The sequence below is a fragment of the Pseudomonas sp. H1_A03 genome (genome assembly GCF_054685145.1).
Genome location: NZ_CP162829.1, coordinates 1 through 15,846 on the forward strand (window position 1 = coordinate 1; position 15,846 = coordinate 15,846).

Annotated in this window: 15 protein-coding genes and 1 pseudogene; 10 read left to right on the forward strand and 6 right to left on the reverse strand. The window is 58.8% G+C overall.

Annotation, left to right across the window (positions count from 1 at the left end; genetic code table 11):
* The coding region (locus tag AB4O35_RS00005; RefSeq protein WP_460149430.1) for a DEAD/DEAH box helicase at window positions 1–664 on the reverse strand (664 nt) is incomplete at its 3' end.
* Between the two features lie 305 nt (window positions 665–969).
* Here AB4O35_RS00005 and AB4O35_RS00010 point away from each other — a divergent pair.
* Complete coding sequence (locus AB4O35_RS00010) at window positions 970–1,425, forward strand: DUF721 domain-containing protein (protein WP_065873606.1); 456 nt, start codon at window positions 970–972, stop codon at window positions 1,423–1,425.
* 4 nt (window positions 1,426–1,429) lie between these two features.
* Here the strand turns inward: AB4O35_RS00010 and AB4O35_RS00015 are convergent, their stop codons facing one another.
* Window positions 1,430–2,908, reverse strand: a complete 1,479-nt coding sequence (locus AB4O35_RS00015; protein WP_065945880.1) for a helicase HerA-like domain-containing protein — start codon at window positions 2,906–2,908, stop codon at window positions 1,430–1,432.
* A 203-nt stretch (window positions 2,909–3,111) separates the two neighbouring features.
* Between AB4O35_RS00015 and AB4O35_RS00020 the strand changes: the two are divergent.
* Window positions 3,112–4,143 (forward strand): annotated as a pseudogene (locus AB4O35_RS00020) (HAMP domain-containing protein); the annotation flags it as partial.
* Window positions 4,144–4,236: 93 nt separating this feature from the next.
* Complete coding sequence (locus tag AB4O35_RS00025) at window positions 4,237–5,001, forward strand: methyl-accepting chemotaxis protein (RefSeq protein WP_371905447.1); 765 nt, start codon at window positions 4,237–4,239, stop codon at window positions 4,999–5,001.
* A 13-nt stretch (window positions 5,002–5,014) separates the two neighbouring features.
* Here AB4O35_RS00025 and AB4O35_RS00030 read toward each other — a convergent pair whose 3' ends face one another.
* Together AB4O35_RS00030 and purU are read right to left on the reverse strand one after the other, a co-directional pair.
* Window positions 5,015–5,185: a hypothetical protein gene (locus tag AB4O35_RS00030; RefSeq protein WP_175403015.1), complete on the reverse strand. Its 171-nt coding sequence runs from the start codon at window positions 5,183–5,185 to the stop codon at window positions 5,015–5,017.
* 86 nt (window positions 5,186–5,271) lie between these two features.
* Window positions 5,272–6,120 (reverse strand): formyltetrahydrofolate deformylase, encoded by an 849-nt coding sequence (gene purU / locus AB4O35_RS00035; RefSeq protein ID WP_065873608.1) that lies wholly within the window; start codon window positions 6,118–6,120, stop codon window positions 5,272–5,274.
* Window positions 6,121–6,469: 349 nt separating this feature from the next.
* Here purU and mvaT point away from each other — a divergent pair, with 349 nt between their 5' ends.
* The gene (gene mvaT, locus AB4O35_RS00040) at window positions 6,470–6,844 is read left to right on the forward strand and encodes a histone-like nucleoid-structuring protein MvaT (protein WP_008432352.1); all 375 of its coding nucleotides are present in this window, start codon (window positions 6,470–6,472) and stop codon (window positions 6,842–6,844) included.
* A gap of 92 nt (window positions 6,845–6,936) precedes the next feature.
* On the opposite strand, the gene sbcB is transcribed toward mvaT, so the two are convergent.
* Complete coding sequence (sbcB, locus tag AB4O35_RS00045) at window positions 6,937–8,364, reverse strand: exodeoxyribonuclease I (protein WP_065880983.1); 1,428 nt, start codon at window positions 8,362–8,364, stop codon at window positions 6,937–6,939.
* 167 nt (window positions 8,365–8,531) lie between these two features.
* Here sbcB and AB4O35_RS00050 point away from each other — a divergent pair, with 167 nt between their 5' ends.
* From AB4O35_RS00050 to AB4O35_RS00075, 6 genes are read left to right on the forward strand one after another with little or no spacing between them, the layout of a single operon-like run.
* Window positions 8,532–9,224 carry an RDD family protein gene (locus AB4O35_RS00050; protein WP_065873610.1) on the forward strand — a complete coding sequence of 231 codons (693 nt, stop codon included), beginning with the start codon at window positions 8,532–8,534 and terminating at the stop codon, window positions 9,222–9,224.
* Window positions 9,221–10,201 carry a stage II sporulation protein M gene (locus AB4O35_RS00055; protein WP_065873639.1) on the forward strand — a complete coding sequence of 327 codons (981 nt, stop codon included), beginning with the start codon at window positions 9,221–9,223 and terminating at the stop codon, window positions 10,199–10,201. The genes AB4O35_RS00050 and AB4O35_RS00055 overlap by 4 nt, the downstream gene beginning before the upstream one ends.
* The gene (locus AB4O35_RS00060; protein WP_065945850.1) at window positions 10,188–11,717 is read left to right on the forward strand and encodes a DUF4129 domain-containing protein; all 1,530 of its coding nucleotides are present in this window, start codon (window positions 10,188–10,190) and stop codon (window positions 11,715–11,717) included. Before AB4O35_RS00055 ends, AB4O35_RS00060 begins: the two co-directional genes overlap by 14 nt.
* Window positions 11,714–12,883, forward strand: a complete 1,170-nt coding sequence (locus AB4O35_RS00065) for a DUF4350 domain-containing protein (protein ID WP_065873612.1) — start codon at window positions 11,714–11,716, stop codon at window positions 12,881–12,883. The genes AB4O35_RS00060 and AB4O35_RS00065 overlap by 4 nt, the downstream gene beginning before the upstream one ends.
* Window positions 12,880–13,875: an AAA family ATPase gene (locus tag AB4O35_RS00070; RefSeq protein WP_065880982.1), complete on the forward strand. Its 996-nt coding sequence runs from the start codon at window positions 12,880–12,882 to the stop codon at window positions 13,873–13,875. The genes AB4O35_RS00065 and AB4O35_RS00070 overlap by 4 nt, the downstream gene beginning before the upstream one ends.
* A 7-nt stretch (window positions 13,876–13,882) precedes the next feature.
* Window positions 13,883–15,214, forward strand: a complete 1,332-nt coding sequence (locus tag AB4O35_RS00075; RefSeq protein ID WP_065880981.1) for a DUF58 domain-containing protein — start codon at window positions 13,883–13,885, stop codon at window positions 15,212–15,214.
* Window positions 15,215–15,274: 60 nt separating this feature from the next.
* On the opposite strand, the gene AB4O35_RS00080 is transcribed toward AB4O35_RS00075, so the two are convergent.
* Window positions 15,275–15,634, reverse strand: a complete 360-nt coding sequence (locus AB4O35_RS00080; RefSeq protein WP_065873615.1) for a PilZ domain-containing protein — start codon at window positions 15,632–15,634, stop codon at window positions 15,275–15,277.
* Window positions 15,635–15,846: the final 212 nt, after the last annotated feature.

Sequence of the window (15,846 nt, forward strand, 5' to 3'; positions counted from 1 at the left end):
GGGTACGGGCTTCGTCGATCAGGATGGAGTCGACTTCGTCGATCACGGCAAAGTTGAGTTCGCGCTGGAATTTTTCTTCCATGCTGAACGCCATGTTGTCGCGCAGGTAGTCGAAACCGAATTCGTTGTTGGTGCCGTAGGTGATGTCGGCAGCGTAGGCGGCGCGCTTCTCTTCCGGCGGCTGGAACGGCGTTACCACGCCGACGGTCAGGCCAAGGAATTCATAGAGCGGGCGCATCCAGTTGGCGTCCCGGCGAGCCAGGTAGTCGTTCACCGTCACAACGTGCACGCCCTTGCCGGACAGTGCGTTGAGGTAAACGCCCAGGGTTGCCACCAGGGTCTTGCCTTCACCGGTACGCATTTCGGCAATCATGCCTTCATGCAAGGTCATGCCGCCGATCAACTGGACGTCGAAGTGGCGCATGCCCATGACACGCTTGCCGGCTTCGCGGGCGACCGCAAAGGCTTCGGGAAGCAGCTTGTCGAGGGTTTCACCTTTGGCTATGCGGGCCTTGAACTCTTCGGTCTTGGCGCGCAATTGCTCGTCCGAAAGGGCAACCATCTGCTCTTCGAAGGCATTGACCAGCTGCACCGTCTTGAGCATGCGTTTGACTTCGCGCTCATTCTTGCTTCCAAAAAGTTTCTTTAACAAAGGCGCAAACATATCGGCAGGTTCTTCCACACATAGGGATGGAGGGCGCACCGTGAGTGGCCCGAGCAGCCCTCACGGCCGCATGCGAACGCGCATTCTACCCGGATTCGTGGGTGAGGAAAGTGGCGTTGTTCCCCGATGCTGGTGCGGCGCTGTGAGAGGGCTTGTTTAAAATAAGGGCTTTTGCTGGAACTTCAACCCATGGAGCGAAGAAGTTACTGATTGATTTCACGCACAAAACCCCATGGAGGCATGGCCTGAGGGCATACAGGCGCTTTCTGCTAAGATGGCCGCTCTGTTACTTAAGGTGTCCAATAATGGCATTTCGCCCACTAACAGCCCGCGCGCCTGCCGTGTTGCTGCGCGAAGCCAAGCCGTTGAAAGCTATCTTTGGCCATGCGCAACGCTTGGGCCATCTGCAACGCCTTCTCGAAAGCCAGCTGCAACCCGCCGCGCGCGAACACTGCCGCGTGGCGTCGTGGCGTGAGGGGAACCTGCTGCTTATTGTCACAGATGGCCACTGGGCAACGCGTTTGCGTTATCAGCAAAAACGCCTGCAGCGTCAATTGATGACCTTTGATGAGTTTGCTGGTTTGACGCGCATCCAATTCAAAGTACAACCGCCCACCCCCCTACCCGGCGTGGCGGGTCATACCCTGGACCTCTCGACAAATGCGGCCGAAACCATTCAGGCAACGGCCGACGGCATCAGCGACCCCGGCTTGCGCGCGGCGCTTGAGCGGTTGGCTGCCCATGCCAAGCCCAAACCCTGATTCGCTATTTGCGCTTGCTCCCGCCCAATAACGACCCCAACAAACCACGCACCAGTTGCCGGCCCATCTGATTGGCGGCTTGCTGCATCGCTGACTTCAGCGCCTTGCCCGCCGTCGTGCCGAGAAACGCCCCGGCCCTGTCGGTAAAGCTTGGCTCATCGGTGGCTGGCTTGGCCTCTTCGGTCGGCCCAAGCTCCTTGCGTGACATAAGCACTTCATAAGCGGATTCCCGATCGATCGGTTTGTCATACCGGCCCTGCAATGGCGAACTGGCGACCAAGGCAGCGCGCTCGGCTTCGCTGAGCGGCCCGATCCGTGATTGTGGCGGTGCGACCAGTACGCGCTGGACCACCTCCGGCGTGCCCTTTTCCTGCAAGGTGCCCACCAAAGCCTCACCCGTGCCCAGTTCGGTCAATACCGACAACGCGTCGAAGGCCGGGTTTGGCCGGAAGCCGTCCGCTACGGCGCGCAAAGATTTCTGTTCTTTAGTGGTAAACGCCCGCAGGCCATGCTGGATGCGCAGGCCGAGTTGGGCCAGTACGCTGTCCGGCAGGTCGCCTGGCGACTGGGTGACAAAATACACGCCAACGCCTTTCGAACGAATCAGCCGCACCACCTGCTCCAAACGCTCTTGCAACGCCTTGGGCGTGTCGGCGAACAGCAAATGCGCTTCGTCAAAAAACAGTGCGAGCAGCGGTTTGTCGGCGTCACCGCGCTCGGGCAGTTGCTCGAACAATTCCGCCAACAGCCACAGCAGGAACGTCGCGTATACCTTCGGCGCTTCGTGCACCAGGCGGCTGGCGTCCAGCAGGTGGATGCGCCCGCGCCCGTCGCTGGTGGGCTGCAGGATATCTTCCAATTGCAAGGCCGGCTCGCCAAACAAGGCTTCGGCGCCCTGCTGTTCCAACACCGCCAGGCGTCGTAACAATGCCTGGCTGGAACCCGTGGTTATCAGCGCTGCGTCTTCGCCCAGCAATTGCGGGTGATAGCGCAGATGGTTAAGCAGTGCTTTGAGGTCTTTGAGGTCCAGAAGCAACAGGCCTTCGCGATCCGCCACCTTGAAGGCGGCATAGAGCGCCGACTGCTGGCTGTCGGTAAGTTCCAGCAGGCTACCGAGCAACAACGGCCCCATTTCGCTGATGGTGGTGCGCAACGGATGGCCAGACTGCCCGTGGATGTCCCACAGCGTGACCGGATAAGCCTTGGCCGTGTAGTTCAGGAAAGGCATGCCGGCGATACGCTCGGCGACCTTGCCTTGGGGGTTCGCCGCGGCGCCGAGGCCGCACAGGTCACCCTTGATGTCGGCAGCAAACACTGCCACGCCTGCATCACTGAAGGCTTCAGCCAGACGTTGCAACGTGACCGTCTTGCCCGTGCCGGTGGCGCCGGCGATCAACCCGTGACGGTTGGCCAGGCGCATGGCCTGGGCGATAGGCTGGCCAGAAAGGTCAGCACCGATAAGGAGTTGCGTGGAATCAGGCATTTCGTCACCCATGGTTAATCTTTAGTGTCGCCAGGTCGATACAGGCCTATGTGAGACCCACAAAGTCTAAAACAGGTCCGATAGTTCCTACAGTGACCCACAGAGCTATCACCCGAATTATTACACCTTTTTTGACGCTACCATTTTGCGTATCCCACGAGGACGCGCCTCGGATATTAAGACCATAGCGGACCCTACAAGCCATGAATAAAAATCTGCGCTTCAGCCATAAAATCCTGCTTGCAGCCTCCCTTATCGTCATCGCCGCTTTCGCGCTGTTTACCCTCTACAACGATTACCTGCAACGCAACGCGATTCGTGACGACCTCAACAACTACCTGCATGAAATGGGCGATGTCACCGCTAGCAACATTCAAACCTGGCTGACCGGGCGCATTGCACTGGTTGAAAACGCCGCGCAAAACATCGCTATCAACCCCGAGCCTGCCGCCGTTGCCAGCCTGCTGGAACAAAAAGCACTGACCTCTTCGTTCATGGCAACCTACGTCGGCGACAGCAAGGGCGCCTTCACCATCCGCCCCGACGCCAAGATGCCGGACGGCTTCGATCCGCGTGTGCGCCCTTGGTACAAAGGCGCCCAGAGCAGCAACGGTTCAACCCTGACCGAACCCTACATCGATGCCGCCACCGGCAAATTGATCATTTCCGTTGCCACCCCCAGCACCCAGGGCACCCAGAGCATCGGCGTGGTCGGTGGCGACCTGAGCCTGCAAACGCTGGTGGATAACATTGGCGCGCTGAACTTTGGCGGCATGGGCTATGCCTTCCTGGTCAGTGCCGATGGCAAAGTATTGGTACACCCGGACAAAAACCTGGTGATGAAGACCCTCGCCGACGTGTACCCGAAAAACACCCCGAAGATCAGCGCAGACTTCAGCGAAGTCGAGGCCAACGGCAAAGACGCTATCGTGACCTTCACACCGATCAAGGGACTGCCCTCGGTGAACTGGTACCTCGGCATCTCGGTAGATAAAGACAAATCCTTCGCCATGCTCAGCGAATTCCGCACTTCCGCGGTCATCGCTACGATCATTGCCGTGGTGATCATCATCGCCCTGCTCGGCATGCTGATCCGCGTGCTGTTGCAACCCTTGCATGTGATGACGCGCGCCATGCAGGACATAGCCGACGGCGAAGGCGACCTGACCCGTCGCCTGAGCATCCAGAACAATGATGAATTCGGCACGCTGGGTATCGCATTCAATCGGTTTGTGGAACGTATTCATACCTCGATCCGTGAAGTGTCTTCGGCCACCGAACAGGTCAATGAGGTGGCGCTGCGGGTCGTCAGCGCGTCCAATTCGTCGATGGTCAACTCCGACGAACAGGCCAATCGCACCAATAGCGTGGCGGCCGCCATCAACGAACTGGGCGCCGCCGCCCAGGAAATCGCGCGCAATGCTGCTCAAGCGTCGAGCCAGGCCAGCGACGCGCGACACTTGGCTGAAGACGGCCAGCAAGTGGTGGAGCGCAATATCAAGGCGATGAACCAACTGTCGGCGATGATCAGCGCCTCCAGCAGCAACATCGAAGCGCTCAATAGCAAGACGGTGAATATCGGGCAGATTCTTGAGGTGATCACCAGTATTTCCCAGCAAACCAACCTGCTGGCACTGAACGCCGCCATCGAAGCGGCCCGCGCAGGGGAAGCCGGACGTGGGTTTGCGGTGGTCGCGGATGAAGTGCGCAACCTGGCTCATCGCACCCAGGAATCGGCGCAACAAGTGCAAACGATGATTGAGGAACTGCAAATCGGCGCCCGGGATTCGGTCAGCACCATGAGTGAAAGCCAGCGTCACAGCCTCGACAGTGTGGACATCGCCAACCTGGCCGGAGAACGCTTGAACAGCGTGACCCAGCGTATCGGTGAGATCGATGGCATGAACCAGTCGGTCGCCACTGCCACTGAAGAACAAACCTCGGTGGTGGAGTCGATCAACATGGACATTACCGAGATCAACACCCTCAATCAGGAGGGCGTGGAAAACCTGCAGTCCACGCTGCGCGCCTGTGGCGACCTTGAGCGGCAAGCGTCACGATTGAAGCAATTGGTGGGCAGTTTCCGCATCTGATCCAGGCGGGCGATTACGCGTCCTCGGGCTCGGGCTTACCCTGCTCCTGCTCCCACAACTCGGCGGCACCGGGAAATTCGGTGCCGTCCTCACTGTCGAGGTCATCCGGGTCATATCGACTCAAACACCCTTCCCCCAGGGTCGCCGGGGCTTTTGACGTGGCTTTGTCCAGCGGGTCACTCATGACTCAATCCTCAACAACGCACAACGAAAAAGGGCCTGGAGCGATTTAACGCCCAGGCCCTTCATTCTTCAATCACAGCACGTCGGTCAGAACACGACCGTCTTGTTGCCGTGCACCAGCACGCGGTCTTCCAAGTGGTAACGCAGGCCACGGGCCAGGACCATCTTCTCGACATCACGGCCGAAACGCACCATGTCTTCAATGCTGTCGCTGTGGCTGACACGCACCACGTCCTGCTCGATGATCGGGCCGGCGTCCAGCTCTTCGGTGACGTAGTGGCAGGTCGCGCCGATCAACTTCACGCCGCGCAGGGAAGCCTGGTGGTACGGCTTGGCCCCTACGAAGGACGGCAGGAAGCTGTGGTGGATGTTGATCACCTTGCCAGCGTATTCGCGGCAGAGCTCCGGCGGCAGGATCTGCATGTAGCGCGCCAGCACCACAACGTCGGCCTCATGTTGCTTGACCAGACGCGAGACTTCAGCGAACGCCGGCTCCTTGTCCTGCGGGTTGACAGGCACGTGGTAATACGGGATGCCATGCCATTCAACCATGCTGCGCAGGTCATCATGGTTGGAAATCACGCAAGCGATCTCGCAGTCCAGCTCATCGCTGTGCCAGCGGTGCAGCAAATCAGCCAGGCAGTGGGATTCGCGGCTGGCCATCAATACCACACGTTTTTTCTGCTCGGTGTCAGTGATGTGCCAGGTCATCGAAAACTCTTCGGCGATCGGCGCAAACGCTTCGCGGAAGGCATCAAGACCAAAAGGCAGCGAGTCGGCACGAATCTCGTGACGCATGAAGAACCAACCGCTGAGATCGTCCGAGTGATGACTCGCTTCGGTGATCCAACCATTGTGGGAGGCCAGAAAGTTACTGACTTTGGCAACGATGCCGACCCGGTCCGGGCAAGCAATCACCAGCCGAAAAGTGCGCATTAGGGGGAAACTCCAGAACTTCACAAAGGCCGCCATTCTAGCCATTGCGCGAGAAAACTGCAGTATTCGTTGAGGCTTATTCTGATCGCCGGCCCGTACCATGCCCCTTAATAGCCTATGGTTTTACCACCTTTATATGAATCTACTGCGTTACCCTATGGGTGTTCCTCGCATTTCAAGCAGATTGTCTTAGGTTCACGCCCTAGTAATTAACTCGAATGCATAGCAATGCTACAAACATTCAAAGTAATTCACATAAATACGACCTTAAATGTTTACTTGGGGAAACCGCCTGACTATTATTGGGCCACTATCCCTGTCAATCAGCGCTCTACATAAGGTAGTCCACATGTCTCTGATCAACGAATACCGTGCCACCGAAGAAGCTATCAAAGAGCTGCAAGCCCGTTTGAAGAATCTGTCCCAAGACGACAAACTGCAAACCGAGCTGGAATTCGAAGGCAAATTGCGCACCCTGATGGGTGAATACTCCAAATCCCTGCGTGACATCATCGCGCTGCTGGATCCAGATTCGAAAGTTAAAGCACCGCGCGGCGCTGTAAAAACTACTGGCACCAAGCGCGCTCGCAAAGTCAAGCAATACAAAAACCCGCACAACGGTGAAGTGATTGAAACCAAAGGCGGCAACCACAAAACCCTGAAAGAGTGGAAAGCCAAGTGGGGCGGTGACGTGGTTGAAGGCTGGGCTACCCTGCTGGGCTAAGCTTCGCCAGGCCTCCTGCGCCTTATACGCAACACCTTAAAAACGCCAGCCTGCTGGCGTTTTTTATTGCCTGCCTGTTTTGTCAAAGTCGACTACAGGTTTACCTTGGCGGCCAGAGAGTCCGCATACTCCTGCCACTGCTCCAGTACCTCGGCCTGAAACGGCGTTGCACTAACGGCAAACTCTTGCCGAGCCTGCTTAAATGCCCCAAGGGTATTCGGCGCGCCCCACTGCGGGTCAGACAAACGTTGCTGACAGAAAAGTGTCCAGCGTTGTTGCTCCTCATTGTTCAAGGTATCGGGGAAGTTACGCGCGCGGTAGCGAAACAATAATTCAGGCAAACGCTGATCATCAAAAGGCCATTGCTGGCGAGCTAATTGCGCAGGCTCGGCCGTCCGGACTTGTTCGCATAAGCGCCGATCACGATCTCCGATAAAACCATCATAAAGCTGTTGCTCCGGGTCTGAACTCGGTACGAAATCATCTTCGGCGTAAATGATCGCCAACTTATCGCGCCAAAGTTCCTGTGCGTCAGTTAGCCGCAGCGCTCGTTCCTGATAGATATTCATATCCAAGTGCAAGCGTTCACGATCTTCAGCCCGCAGCACATTCAACGGGGCAACCACCGGGCAGCGATTGATATGTATCAACTTGAGCGGTACCGGCAGCTCACCCTCGGCAAGATCGTCACGGCGGGTATAAAGGCGTTGGCGCAAGGCATCCGCATCAAGGTCCAGCAACCCTTGTGGATCAAGCCCAAGATCGCAGACGATCAATGCATTACGATTGCGCGGGTGCCACGCCAGCGGCAGCACCACCCCCAGGTAATGGCGCTCGGCGGAAAACCGCCCGGAGATATGCACCATCGGTTGCAGCAAGCGTACCTGGTCCATCACCCGTTGCTTGCTGCGCAGTTGAAACAACCATTCATACAGCTTGGGCTGCTTCTCACGGACCCGTCGAGCCAACGCAATCGTGGCGCGTACATCGGACAACGCATCATGAGCCTGGCCATGGTCGATACCGTTGGCTTCGGTCAGGCGCTCCAGCTTGAGCGTGACACGCCCATCCTGTTGCGGCCATTCAATACCTTCCGGGCGCAGGGCGTAGGCCGTGCGGACCACGTCGATCAAATCCCAACGACTGTTACCGCCCTGCCACTCCCGCGCGTAAGGGTCGAAAAAATTGCGGTACAGGCTGTAGCGCGTCATTTCATCGTCAAATCGCAAGGTGTTGTAGCCGGCGCCACAAGTACCCGGCGCGGCCAGTTCAGCATGCACTCGCGTCATGAAGTCGGCCTCGGCCAGGCCTTTTTCCGCGAGTATCGCGGGCGTGATACCGGTAATCGCGCAGGCGACGGGATGCGGCAGGATATCGTCGCTGGGCTGGCAGTAAAGATTGACCGGCGCGCCAATCTCATTGAGTTCAAAGTCCGTCCGGATGCCGGCTACCTGGAGTGGGCGATCGCTACGCGGGTTGATGCCGGTGGTTTCATAGTCGTACCAGAAAATGGAGGTCACGGGCTATTCCTGTACTGAAGATCGACAAAGTCTAGGCGCTGAACCGCGTCCGCGACCAGCACCAAATGCACTGTACAAACATCCAGTAAAACCTTGAGTGGTTGCTTCCATCGCCGACACTGCTAGCATCCGTGTCTCCCAGCCTCTGCGCACTGCCAAGGATCGCGATGCCGTCAACCCCATTGGACACCCGCTACCAGATCGAAACCCCGGAGGGCATCGATCTGCCCCTGCGCCCGGCCGGCCTGGTGCCACGCGTGCTGGCCTTTGCCTTCGACCTTGGTTTGCGCGGGATCGTCATGGGCATTCTGCTGGTGCCATTGGCCTTGCTCGGCAACGTCGGCATCGGCCTGGGTTCGCTGCTGCTGTTCCTGATCAGTTGGTGGTACATGGTGCTGTTCGAAGTACTCAACCAGGGCTGCTCACCCGGCAAACAGGTCATGGGGCTGCGTGTCGTCCAAGATGATGGCACTCCGGTTGGCTGGTCCGCATCACTGATCCGTAACCTGCTGCGGTTTGTCGACATGCTGCCATTCGGCTACTTTCTCGGCGCGATCAGTTGCCTGCAACACCCTCACTTCAAGCGCCTAGGTGACTTGGCCGCCGGCACACTGGTGATCTACCGGGAACAGCCGTTGGTGCGCCCTCAAATCCCGCAAGCGGCGGCCTTGCGCCTGCCCTTCGCCCTGGATTTGAGTGAACAGCGGGCCATCCTTGGCTTCGCGGAACGTCAGGGTGAACTGTCCACCGAACGCGTTCATGAGTTGGCCTCGATTCTCGCCGCGCCCTTGCAGGTATCCCCGGCTCGCGCCGTGGAGCAACTCAATGGTGTGGCCCGTGGCCTATTGGGGCCGACATGAAACAGAGCCTTTTCGAAAGCCGCTACCAGCCTCAATGGCAAGCCTTTGCCGAACACCTGAAACAGTTGGAGCAAGGCAAGGCCAAAGCCAGTGACGTGGCCGACTTCCCCCATCAATACCGACGATTGTGCCAACACCTGGCCCTGGCCCAGGCGCGCGGCTACAGCAGCTATCTGGTAGATCCGTTGCAACAACTGGCCCTGCGCGGCCACCAACAGCTCTACCGGCATCGCAGCCAATTGGCGGCAAATGTGCTGGGGTTCGTACTCGCCGATTTTCCTCGGTTGGTGCGGGAACAATGGCGTTTCGTACTGATCGCCAGCCTGCTGTTTTTTGGCAGCCTGGTAGGTATCGCGCTCTTGGTCTACCTGTTCCCCGACTTGATTTATAGCGTCGTCAGCCCGCAGCAAGTGGCCGAGATGCAGGGCATGTATGACCCCGACGCCAGCCGCCTGGGCCGCGCCGCCGAGCGTGCGTCAAGCGAAGACTGGATGATGTTCGGCTACTACGTGATGCACAACACCGGTATTGCGTTCCAGACGTTCGCCGCCGGTTTATTGTTCGGGCTGGGCAGTGTGTTCTTTCTGATTTTCAACGGCCTGGTCATCGGTGCAGTCTCCGGGCACCTGACTGAAATCGGCTACGGGCAGACCTTCTGGTCATTCGTCATAGGCCATGGTGCATTCGAGCTGACAGCAATCGCACTCGCCGGTGCCGCAGGCTTGCAACTGGGCTGGGCGATGATCGCTCCCGGGCAATTGACCCGTGGCGAATCATTGCGGCGGGCAGCACGCAAGAGCGTGCAGATGTTGTGCGGTGTCATGATATTCCTGCTGATCGCTGCCTTTATCGAAGCTTATTGGTCGTCCACCACCGCCATCGCCCCTTGGGTCAAATACTTGGTGGGCGCTGCTCTGTGGCTGCTGGTGGCGGCTTACCTGGGCTTTGCCGGAAGGACTCGCCATGCGCCTGAGTGATGCAAGCGTGGTAATCCGCCCACGTACTGCCTGGGAAGCCATGGACCTTGGCGTATTGATGGCCCGCGAATATCGCCTGCTACTGATGGGCAGTTGGGCGCTGGTGAGCCTGCCAGTGTTCGTCTTACTGACTGCACTGCTGTGGCAGTACCCGTCTACTGCACTATTCGTGTTCTGGTGGCTCAAACCGGCCTTTGACCGTTTGCCGCTTTACATCCTGTCCAAGGCCTTGTTTGGCGAAACACCCAGCATCAAGCAGGCCGTGCACGAGTGGCCGAAACTGCTGAAAGGCCAGCTGCTGGCCAGCCTGACCTGGCGGCGACTCAGCCTGAGCCGCAACTTTGTGATGCCGGTGAGTCAACTCGAAGGCCTGAATGGCCCGGCACGCCAAAAACGCCTGGGCGTGCTGCAGCAACGTAACGCAGGAGCCGCACGTTGGTTGACAACCATCGGGGTGCACCTGGAAATCGGCCTGTGGTTTGGTTGCATGGCACTGCTCTATCTGTTCATTCCCCAGAACGTCGAGATGGATTGGGACTGGCAACGTCTGGCACTGGCGACAAGCTCGGAAAAATTGTGGCTGGAACACCTGAGTAACGCGTTCTATGCCTTGATCCTGGTGTTTTGGGAGCCCATCTATGTCGCCTGCGGTTTCAGCCTTTACCTTAACCGCCGCACCGTACTCGAGGCCTGGGACCTGGAACTGGCGTTCCGACGCCTTCGTCAGCGCCTGAGCAGCGTAGCGCCGCTATTATTACTGATAATAGGGCTGACGCTTCTGCCATTCAGCCCACCCGCCATGGCCGATGCTTCCAACCCCGCCAAGCCACTGAACACCCAGGACGCGAGCCAATCCATCAAGTCGCTGCTGGATAAGCCTCCCTTCAAAAATCCGGAAACCGTAACCCGCTATCGCTTTGGCGAAGACAAGACCCCTGTTAAAAACAAGGCTCACAGCGACGGTAAACTCCCGGACTGGTTGAAGGCGCTGCTGAACAACCTCAACAGCAATACCTTCAAGCACATCGCCCAGGGCTTGGAGGTACTGTTATGGGGACTGCTGATCGGCGTCTTGATCATGCTGGCATGGCGTTATCGCGAATGGTTGAGCACGTTTGTAAGCCGGCGCGGGCCGCGCAAGCCCAACGTCATGAAACCCGTGCCGACACAATTATTCGGTCTCGAACTGGGCACCGAAACCTTGCCCGACGACGTTGCCAGCGCCGCCGAGCACCTATGGGCCACCCAACCAAGGGAAGCCCTCGGCCTGCTGTACCGAGGCCTGTTAAGCCGACTGCTGCATGATTTCAATCTGCCGCTTAAAAGCGCTGACACAGAAGGCCAGGTCCTGGCGCGCGTGCACCAGCTGCAACAACCGCAGCTGCTGGCCTTCAGTGACGAATTGACCCGACATTGGCAAAACCTTGCCTACGGCCATCACCTTCCCCCCCTTTCAGCCCAGCAAAAACTCTGCAGTGATTGGCGCACCCTGTTCAGCTCGGGGAACGCCTCATGAACCGGCCTTTGATATGGGTGGGATTATTGCTGGCGTGCCTGCTTGGCGCGGGTGGTTACTTCGTGTGGAGCAAGGCGATCCCCTACGACGAAGTGGTGGATCGCGGCCCTTCTCCAGAAGCCCTGGCGAACCCCTACCTGGCGGCAGAACACTTTCTGAGCCAACAAGGCCTGGCCGTGGACCATGCCAACAGCGTGGAACGGTTGACGACGCTGCCCGCCAAGGGCCACAGCCTGTTATTGCTTGGCGAGCGCAGCAACATGTCACCACGCCAGGTAGAGCAACTGCTGGCTTGGGCCAAATCCGGCGGCCATCTGTTACTGGTGGCCGAGGCGCTGTGGGATGAAGAGACTGGCAAAAGCGGCGACCTGCTGCTCGATCGCCTGGATATCCACCAGGCCTTGAGTGATGAACCTGAAGAGCTTGCGCCTACCGAGAAGAAGCCTCTCAAAAAGAAAGCCCCGGACCTGACCAAACTCTACGTCGACAATGAAACCGCACCGGCTTATTTCAGTTTCGACACGGACTTCAACCTTACCGACCCCAAGCACCTGGCTCAATTTTCTGCCAACAGCGCAAGGTCGAGCCACCTGATGCAACTCGACCTTGGGAGAGGCCGCGTCACGGTGATCACCGACAGTGACCTATGGAAAAACCCGAGTATTGGTAGGCACGACAATGCCTGGCTGCTGTGGTATCTGACCCAGGGCACAGCCGTGACCCTGCTGTTCAACAGTGACTTCGACGACTTGTTTACCCTGCTGGTGCGGTACTTCCCCCAGGCCCTGGTCGCACTCATTGCCCTGGTCGCCCTGGCACTGTGGCGGGCCGGGATGCGTCAAGGCCCGATCCAGTCTCCCCCACCCAACGCACGCCGCCAGTTGCAGGAACACCTGAAAGCCAGCGCCGACTTCCTGCTGCGCCGCAGTGGCCAAGGCACGCTGCTGCGTGCCCTGCAGCGCGATGTCTTGCGTGCCGCCCGGCGTCGTCACACCGGTTTTGAACACCTCGACAATGCAGAACAGTGGCGGGTACTTGAACACCTGACGCACCAACCCTCTCACGTCATCAGCCAGGCCCTTGGCCCACTTCCGGCAAAACGGCTTTCCAGCGCCGATTTCAGCCGGCAGGTGGCGTGCCTGCAAACCCTCAGGAATGCCCTATGAGCGAAATTCCAAGCGCCACTGCCCTGACCAGCGAAACCTTGCAGCGTGCCAGCGGGCAAGCCCAGGCTCTACGCACTGAATTGCGCAAGGCAGTGATTGGCCAGGACCAGGTGATCGACGATGTCCTGACCGCACTGATCGCCGGCGGCCACGTGCTGCTCGAAGGGGTGCCAGGGCTGGGCAAAACCCTGCTGGTACGCGCCCTCGCACGCTGCTTTGATGGCGATTTCGCGCGTATCCAGTTCACCCCGGACCTGATGCCCAGCGATGTCACCGGCCACGCCGTGTATGACCTGCACACCGAGCAATTCAAATTGCGCAAAGGCCCGGTGTTCACCCACTTGTTGCTGGCCGACGAAATCAACCGCGCCCCGGCCAAGACCCAGGCGGCCTTGCTTGAGGCCATGCAGGAACGGCAAGTCACCCTTGAAGGCGAGGCGCTGCCTATCGGCCAACCGTTCATGGTACTGGCGACCCAGAACCCCATCGAACAGGAAGGCACCTACCCCCTACCGGAAGCGGAACTGGATCGTTTTATGCTCAAGGTGCGCATGGATTATCCCGACGCGCAGCAGGAGCTGGACATGGTGCGCGAAGTCACGCGCTCGTCCCGGGCCGACATGCTGGATGTACACCCATTGCGCACCGTGTTGCAGGCCGAGGACGTGCTGCAACTGCAGCGGATTGCCAGTGAACTGGCCCTGGATGAACAGGTGCTCGACTATGCCGTGCGCCTGGCGCGCGCCACCCGTAGTTGGCCGGGGCTGACCATCGGCGCCGGGCCGCGGGCCTCCATCGCCCTGGTGCGTGGCGCGCGTGCTCGCGCCCTGTTGCGCGGTGGTGAATTCGTCACCCCGGACGACATCAAGGGATGCGCCTTGGCGGTACTGCGTCATCGGGTGCGTATAGCGCCAGAGTTGGACATCGACGGGCTGGAGGTCGACCAGGTGCTCAAGCAAATGCTCGATCAGATTCCGGCGCCCCGGCAATGACTCGCCCATGAAACCGACCCGTCTGCTGCTGAACTGGCTCGGCGTATTGCTGGGCTTGGGCATATTGCTGGGCACCGCAACGGCGTTGCAGTTCAAGGTGCCCGACACCTTGCACTCAATCGCATGGGGGTTGCTTCTTGCACTGTTGCTGCTGGCTACGCTGGATGCGATGCGTATGCGTCGACGCCCATCCCCCCGCGTGCAACGACAGATGCCCGGCAGCCTGGCGCTCGGAAGGTGGGGCGAAGTACGCCTGGCCTTGGAGCATGACTTCCCACAGCCACTGACGGTGCAGGTATTCGATCATGTCCCCGACGGATTGAGTGTCGAGAACATGCCCCAGTCCATAGCGCTGCGCCCCGGTGAAAGCAGTGAGCTGGGTTATCGCCTTCGCCCTTTGCGGCGCGGGCATTTCAGTTTCAGCCACTGTGAAATTCAGCTGCCCAGCCCGATGGGCCTGTGGTCGGCGCGGCGAATTATCGAAGTGAGCGATGCCACACGCGTCTACCCGGATTTCGCCCGACTGTACGGCGCGCAATTGCTGGGGGTGGACAACTGGCTGAGCCAACTGGGTGTACGTCAACGTCAACGACGTGGATTGGGGCAGGAGTTTCATCAACTGCGCGAGTTTCGCGACGGTGACAGCCTAAGGCAGATCGATTGGAAGGCCACCGCCCGACAGCGCACGCCCATCGCCCGCGAATATCAGGATGAGCGCGACCAACAGATCGTGTTCATGCTTGATTGTGGACGACGCATGCGTAGCCAGGATGACGAGCTGTCGCATTTTGACCACGCCCTCAATGCCTGCCTGTTGCTCAGCTACGTTGCCTTGCGCCAGGGTGATGCGGTGGGCCTGTGCACCTTTGCCGGTGAACAGCCACGCTACCTGGCACCGGTCAAGGGCAGCGGCCAGCTGAACCTATTACTCAACGCCGTGTACGACCTCGATACCACCCGACGGACTGCCGATTACCAGACCGCGGCAAGTGATTTGCTGGCTCGACAAAAGCGGCGCGCGTTGGTGATCGTGGTGACCAACCTGCGCGATGAGGACGATGAGGCACTGCTGACTGCAGTCAAGCGTATCAGCCGCCAGCACAGGGTGCTGGTCGCCAGTTTGCGCGAGGAGGTACTCGATCAACTGCGCCAAGCGCCCGTGCAAACCTTGCCTGAAGCCTTGGCCTACAGCGGCACCATCGACTACCTGAATACCCGCGACGAATTGCATGACCGCCTCGCCGCCCAAGGCCTATCCGTATTGGACACCTTGCCGTGTGAACTGGGACCGGCCCTGGTGACACGTTACCTGGGCTGGAAGAAAGCGGGTGTGCTCTGAAAGGAGCACGCGCACACGGCAGGGGCACTCCACCCAAACCGGGTAGACAATGCACTGTGTCTAGGCCGAAGCCTGCAAGGGATCAAAACTGAAGTAGTGCAGCAACACGTTGATCAGTTGCCCATATTCCTCGGGAGCGTGGAGCACACTGAAACCTGAATCGTACTGCTGCGGGTTGATATCCTCGTGGCTCCACAGGCAGGTTGCTGTCAGATCGATTGGATGGAAGGTGCCGTCAGCATTGGGAATCTTCAAGCGCAGCTCGAAGTCCACGTCGACCATCATGGGCAATTGGCTGATTAACATCAGCCCATCTTCCGAGACATTGCCCAAGAAGCCGATGGGCTTATCGGTGCGCCGGTTAAACACTTGCAGAAAGTAAGGCAACTGATGCCGCTCAATCCGTCGGTCGGTAAACATGGTGAGATCGCCATCCAATGGCCATGACTGCGGCCGTGCCAGTGATTCGGAACGAGAAAACCGCTCGCTCTCCCTGGATCTCGGTGCGACAACAGGCAATATTTGCCGCTGGACGGCCGCCGAGTCCGGACCTGCATTCGTTTGAATAGAAACTTGTACAAACGAACATCCAAAGGATAGCTCAAGACTGACAACGGGCCAGTTATGAAATG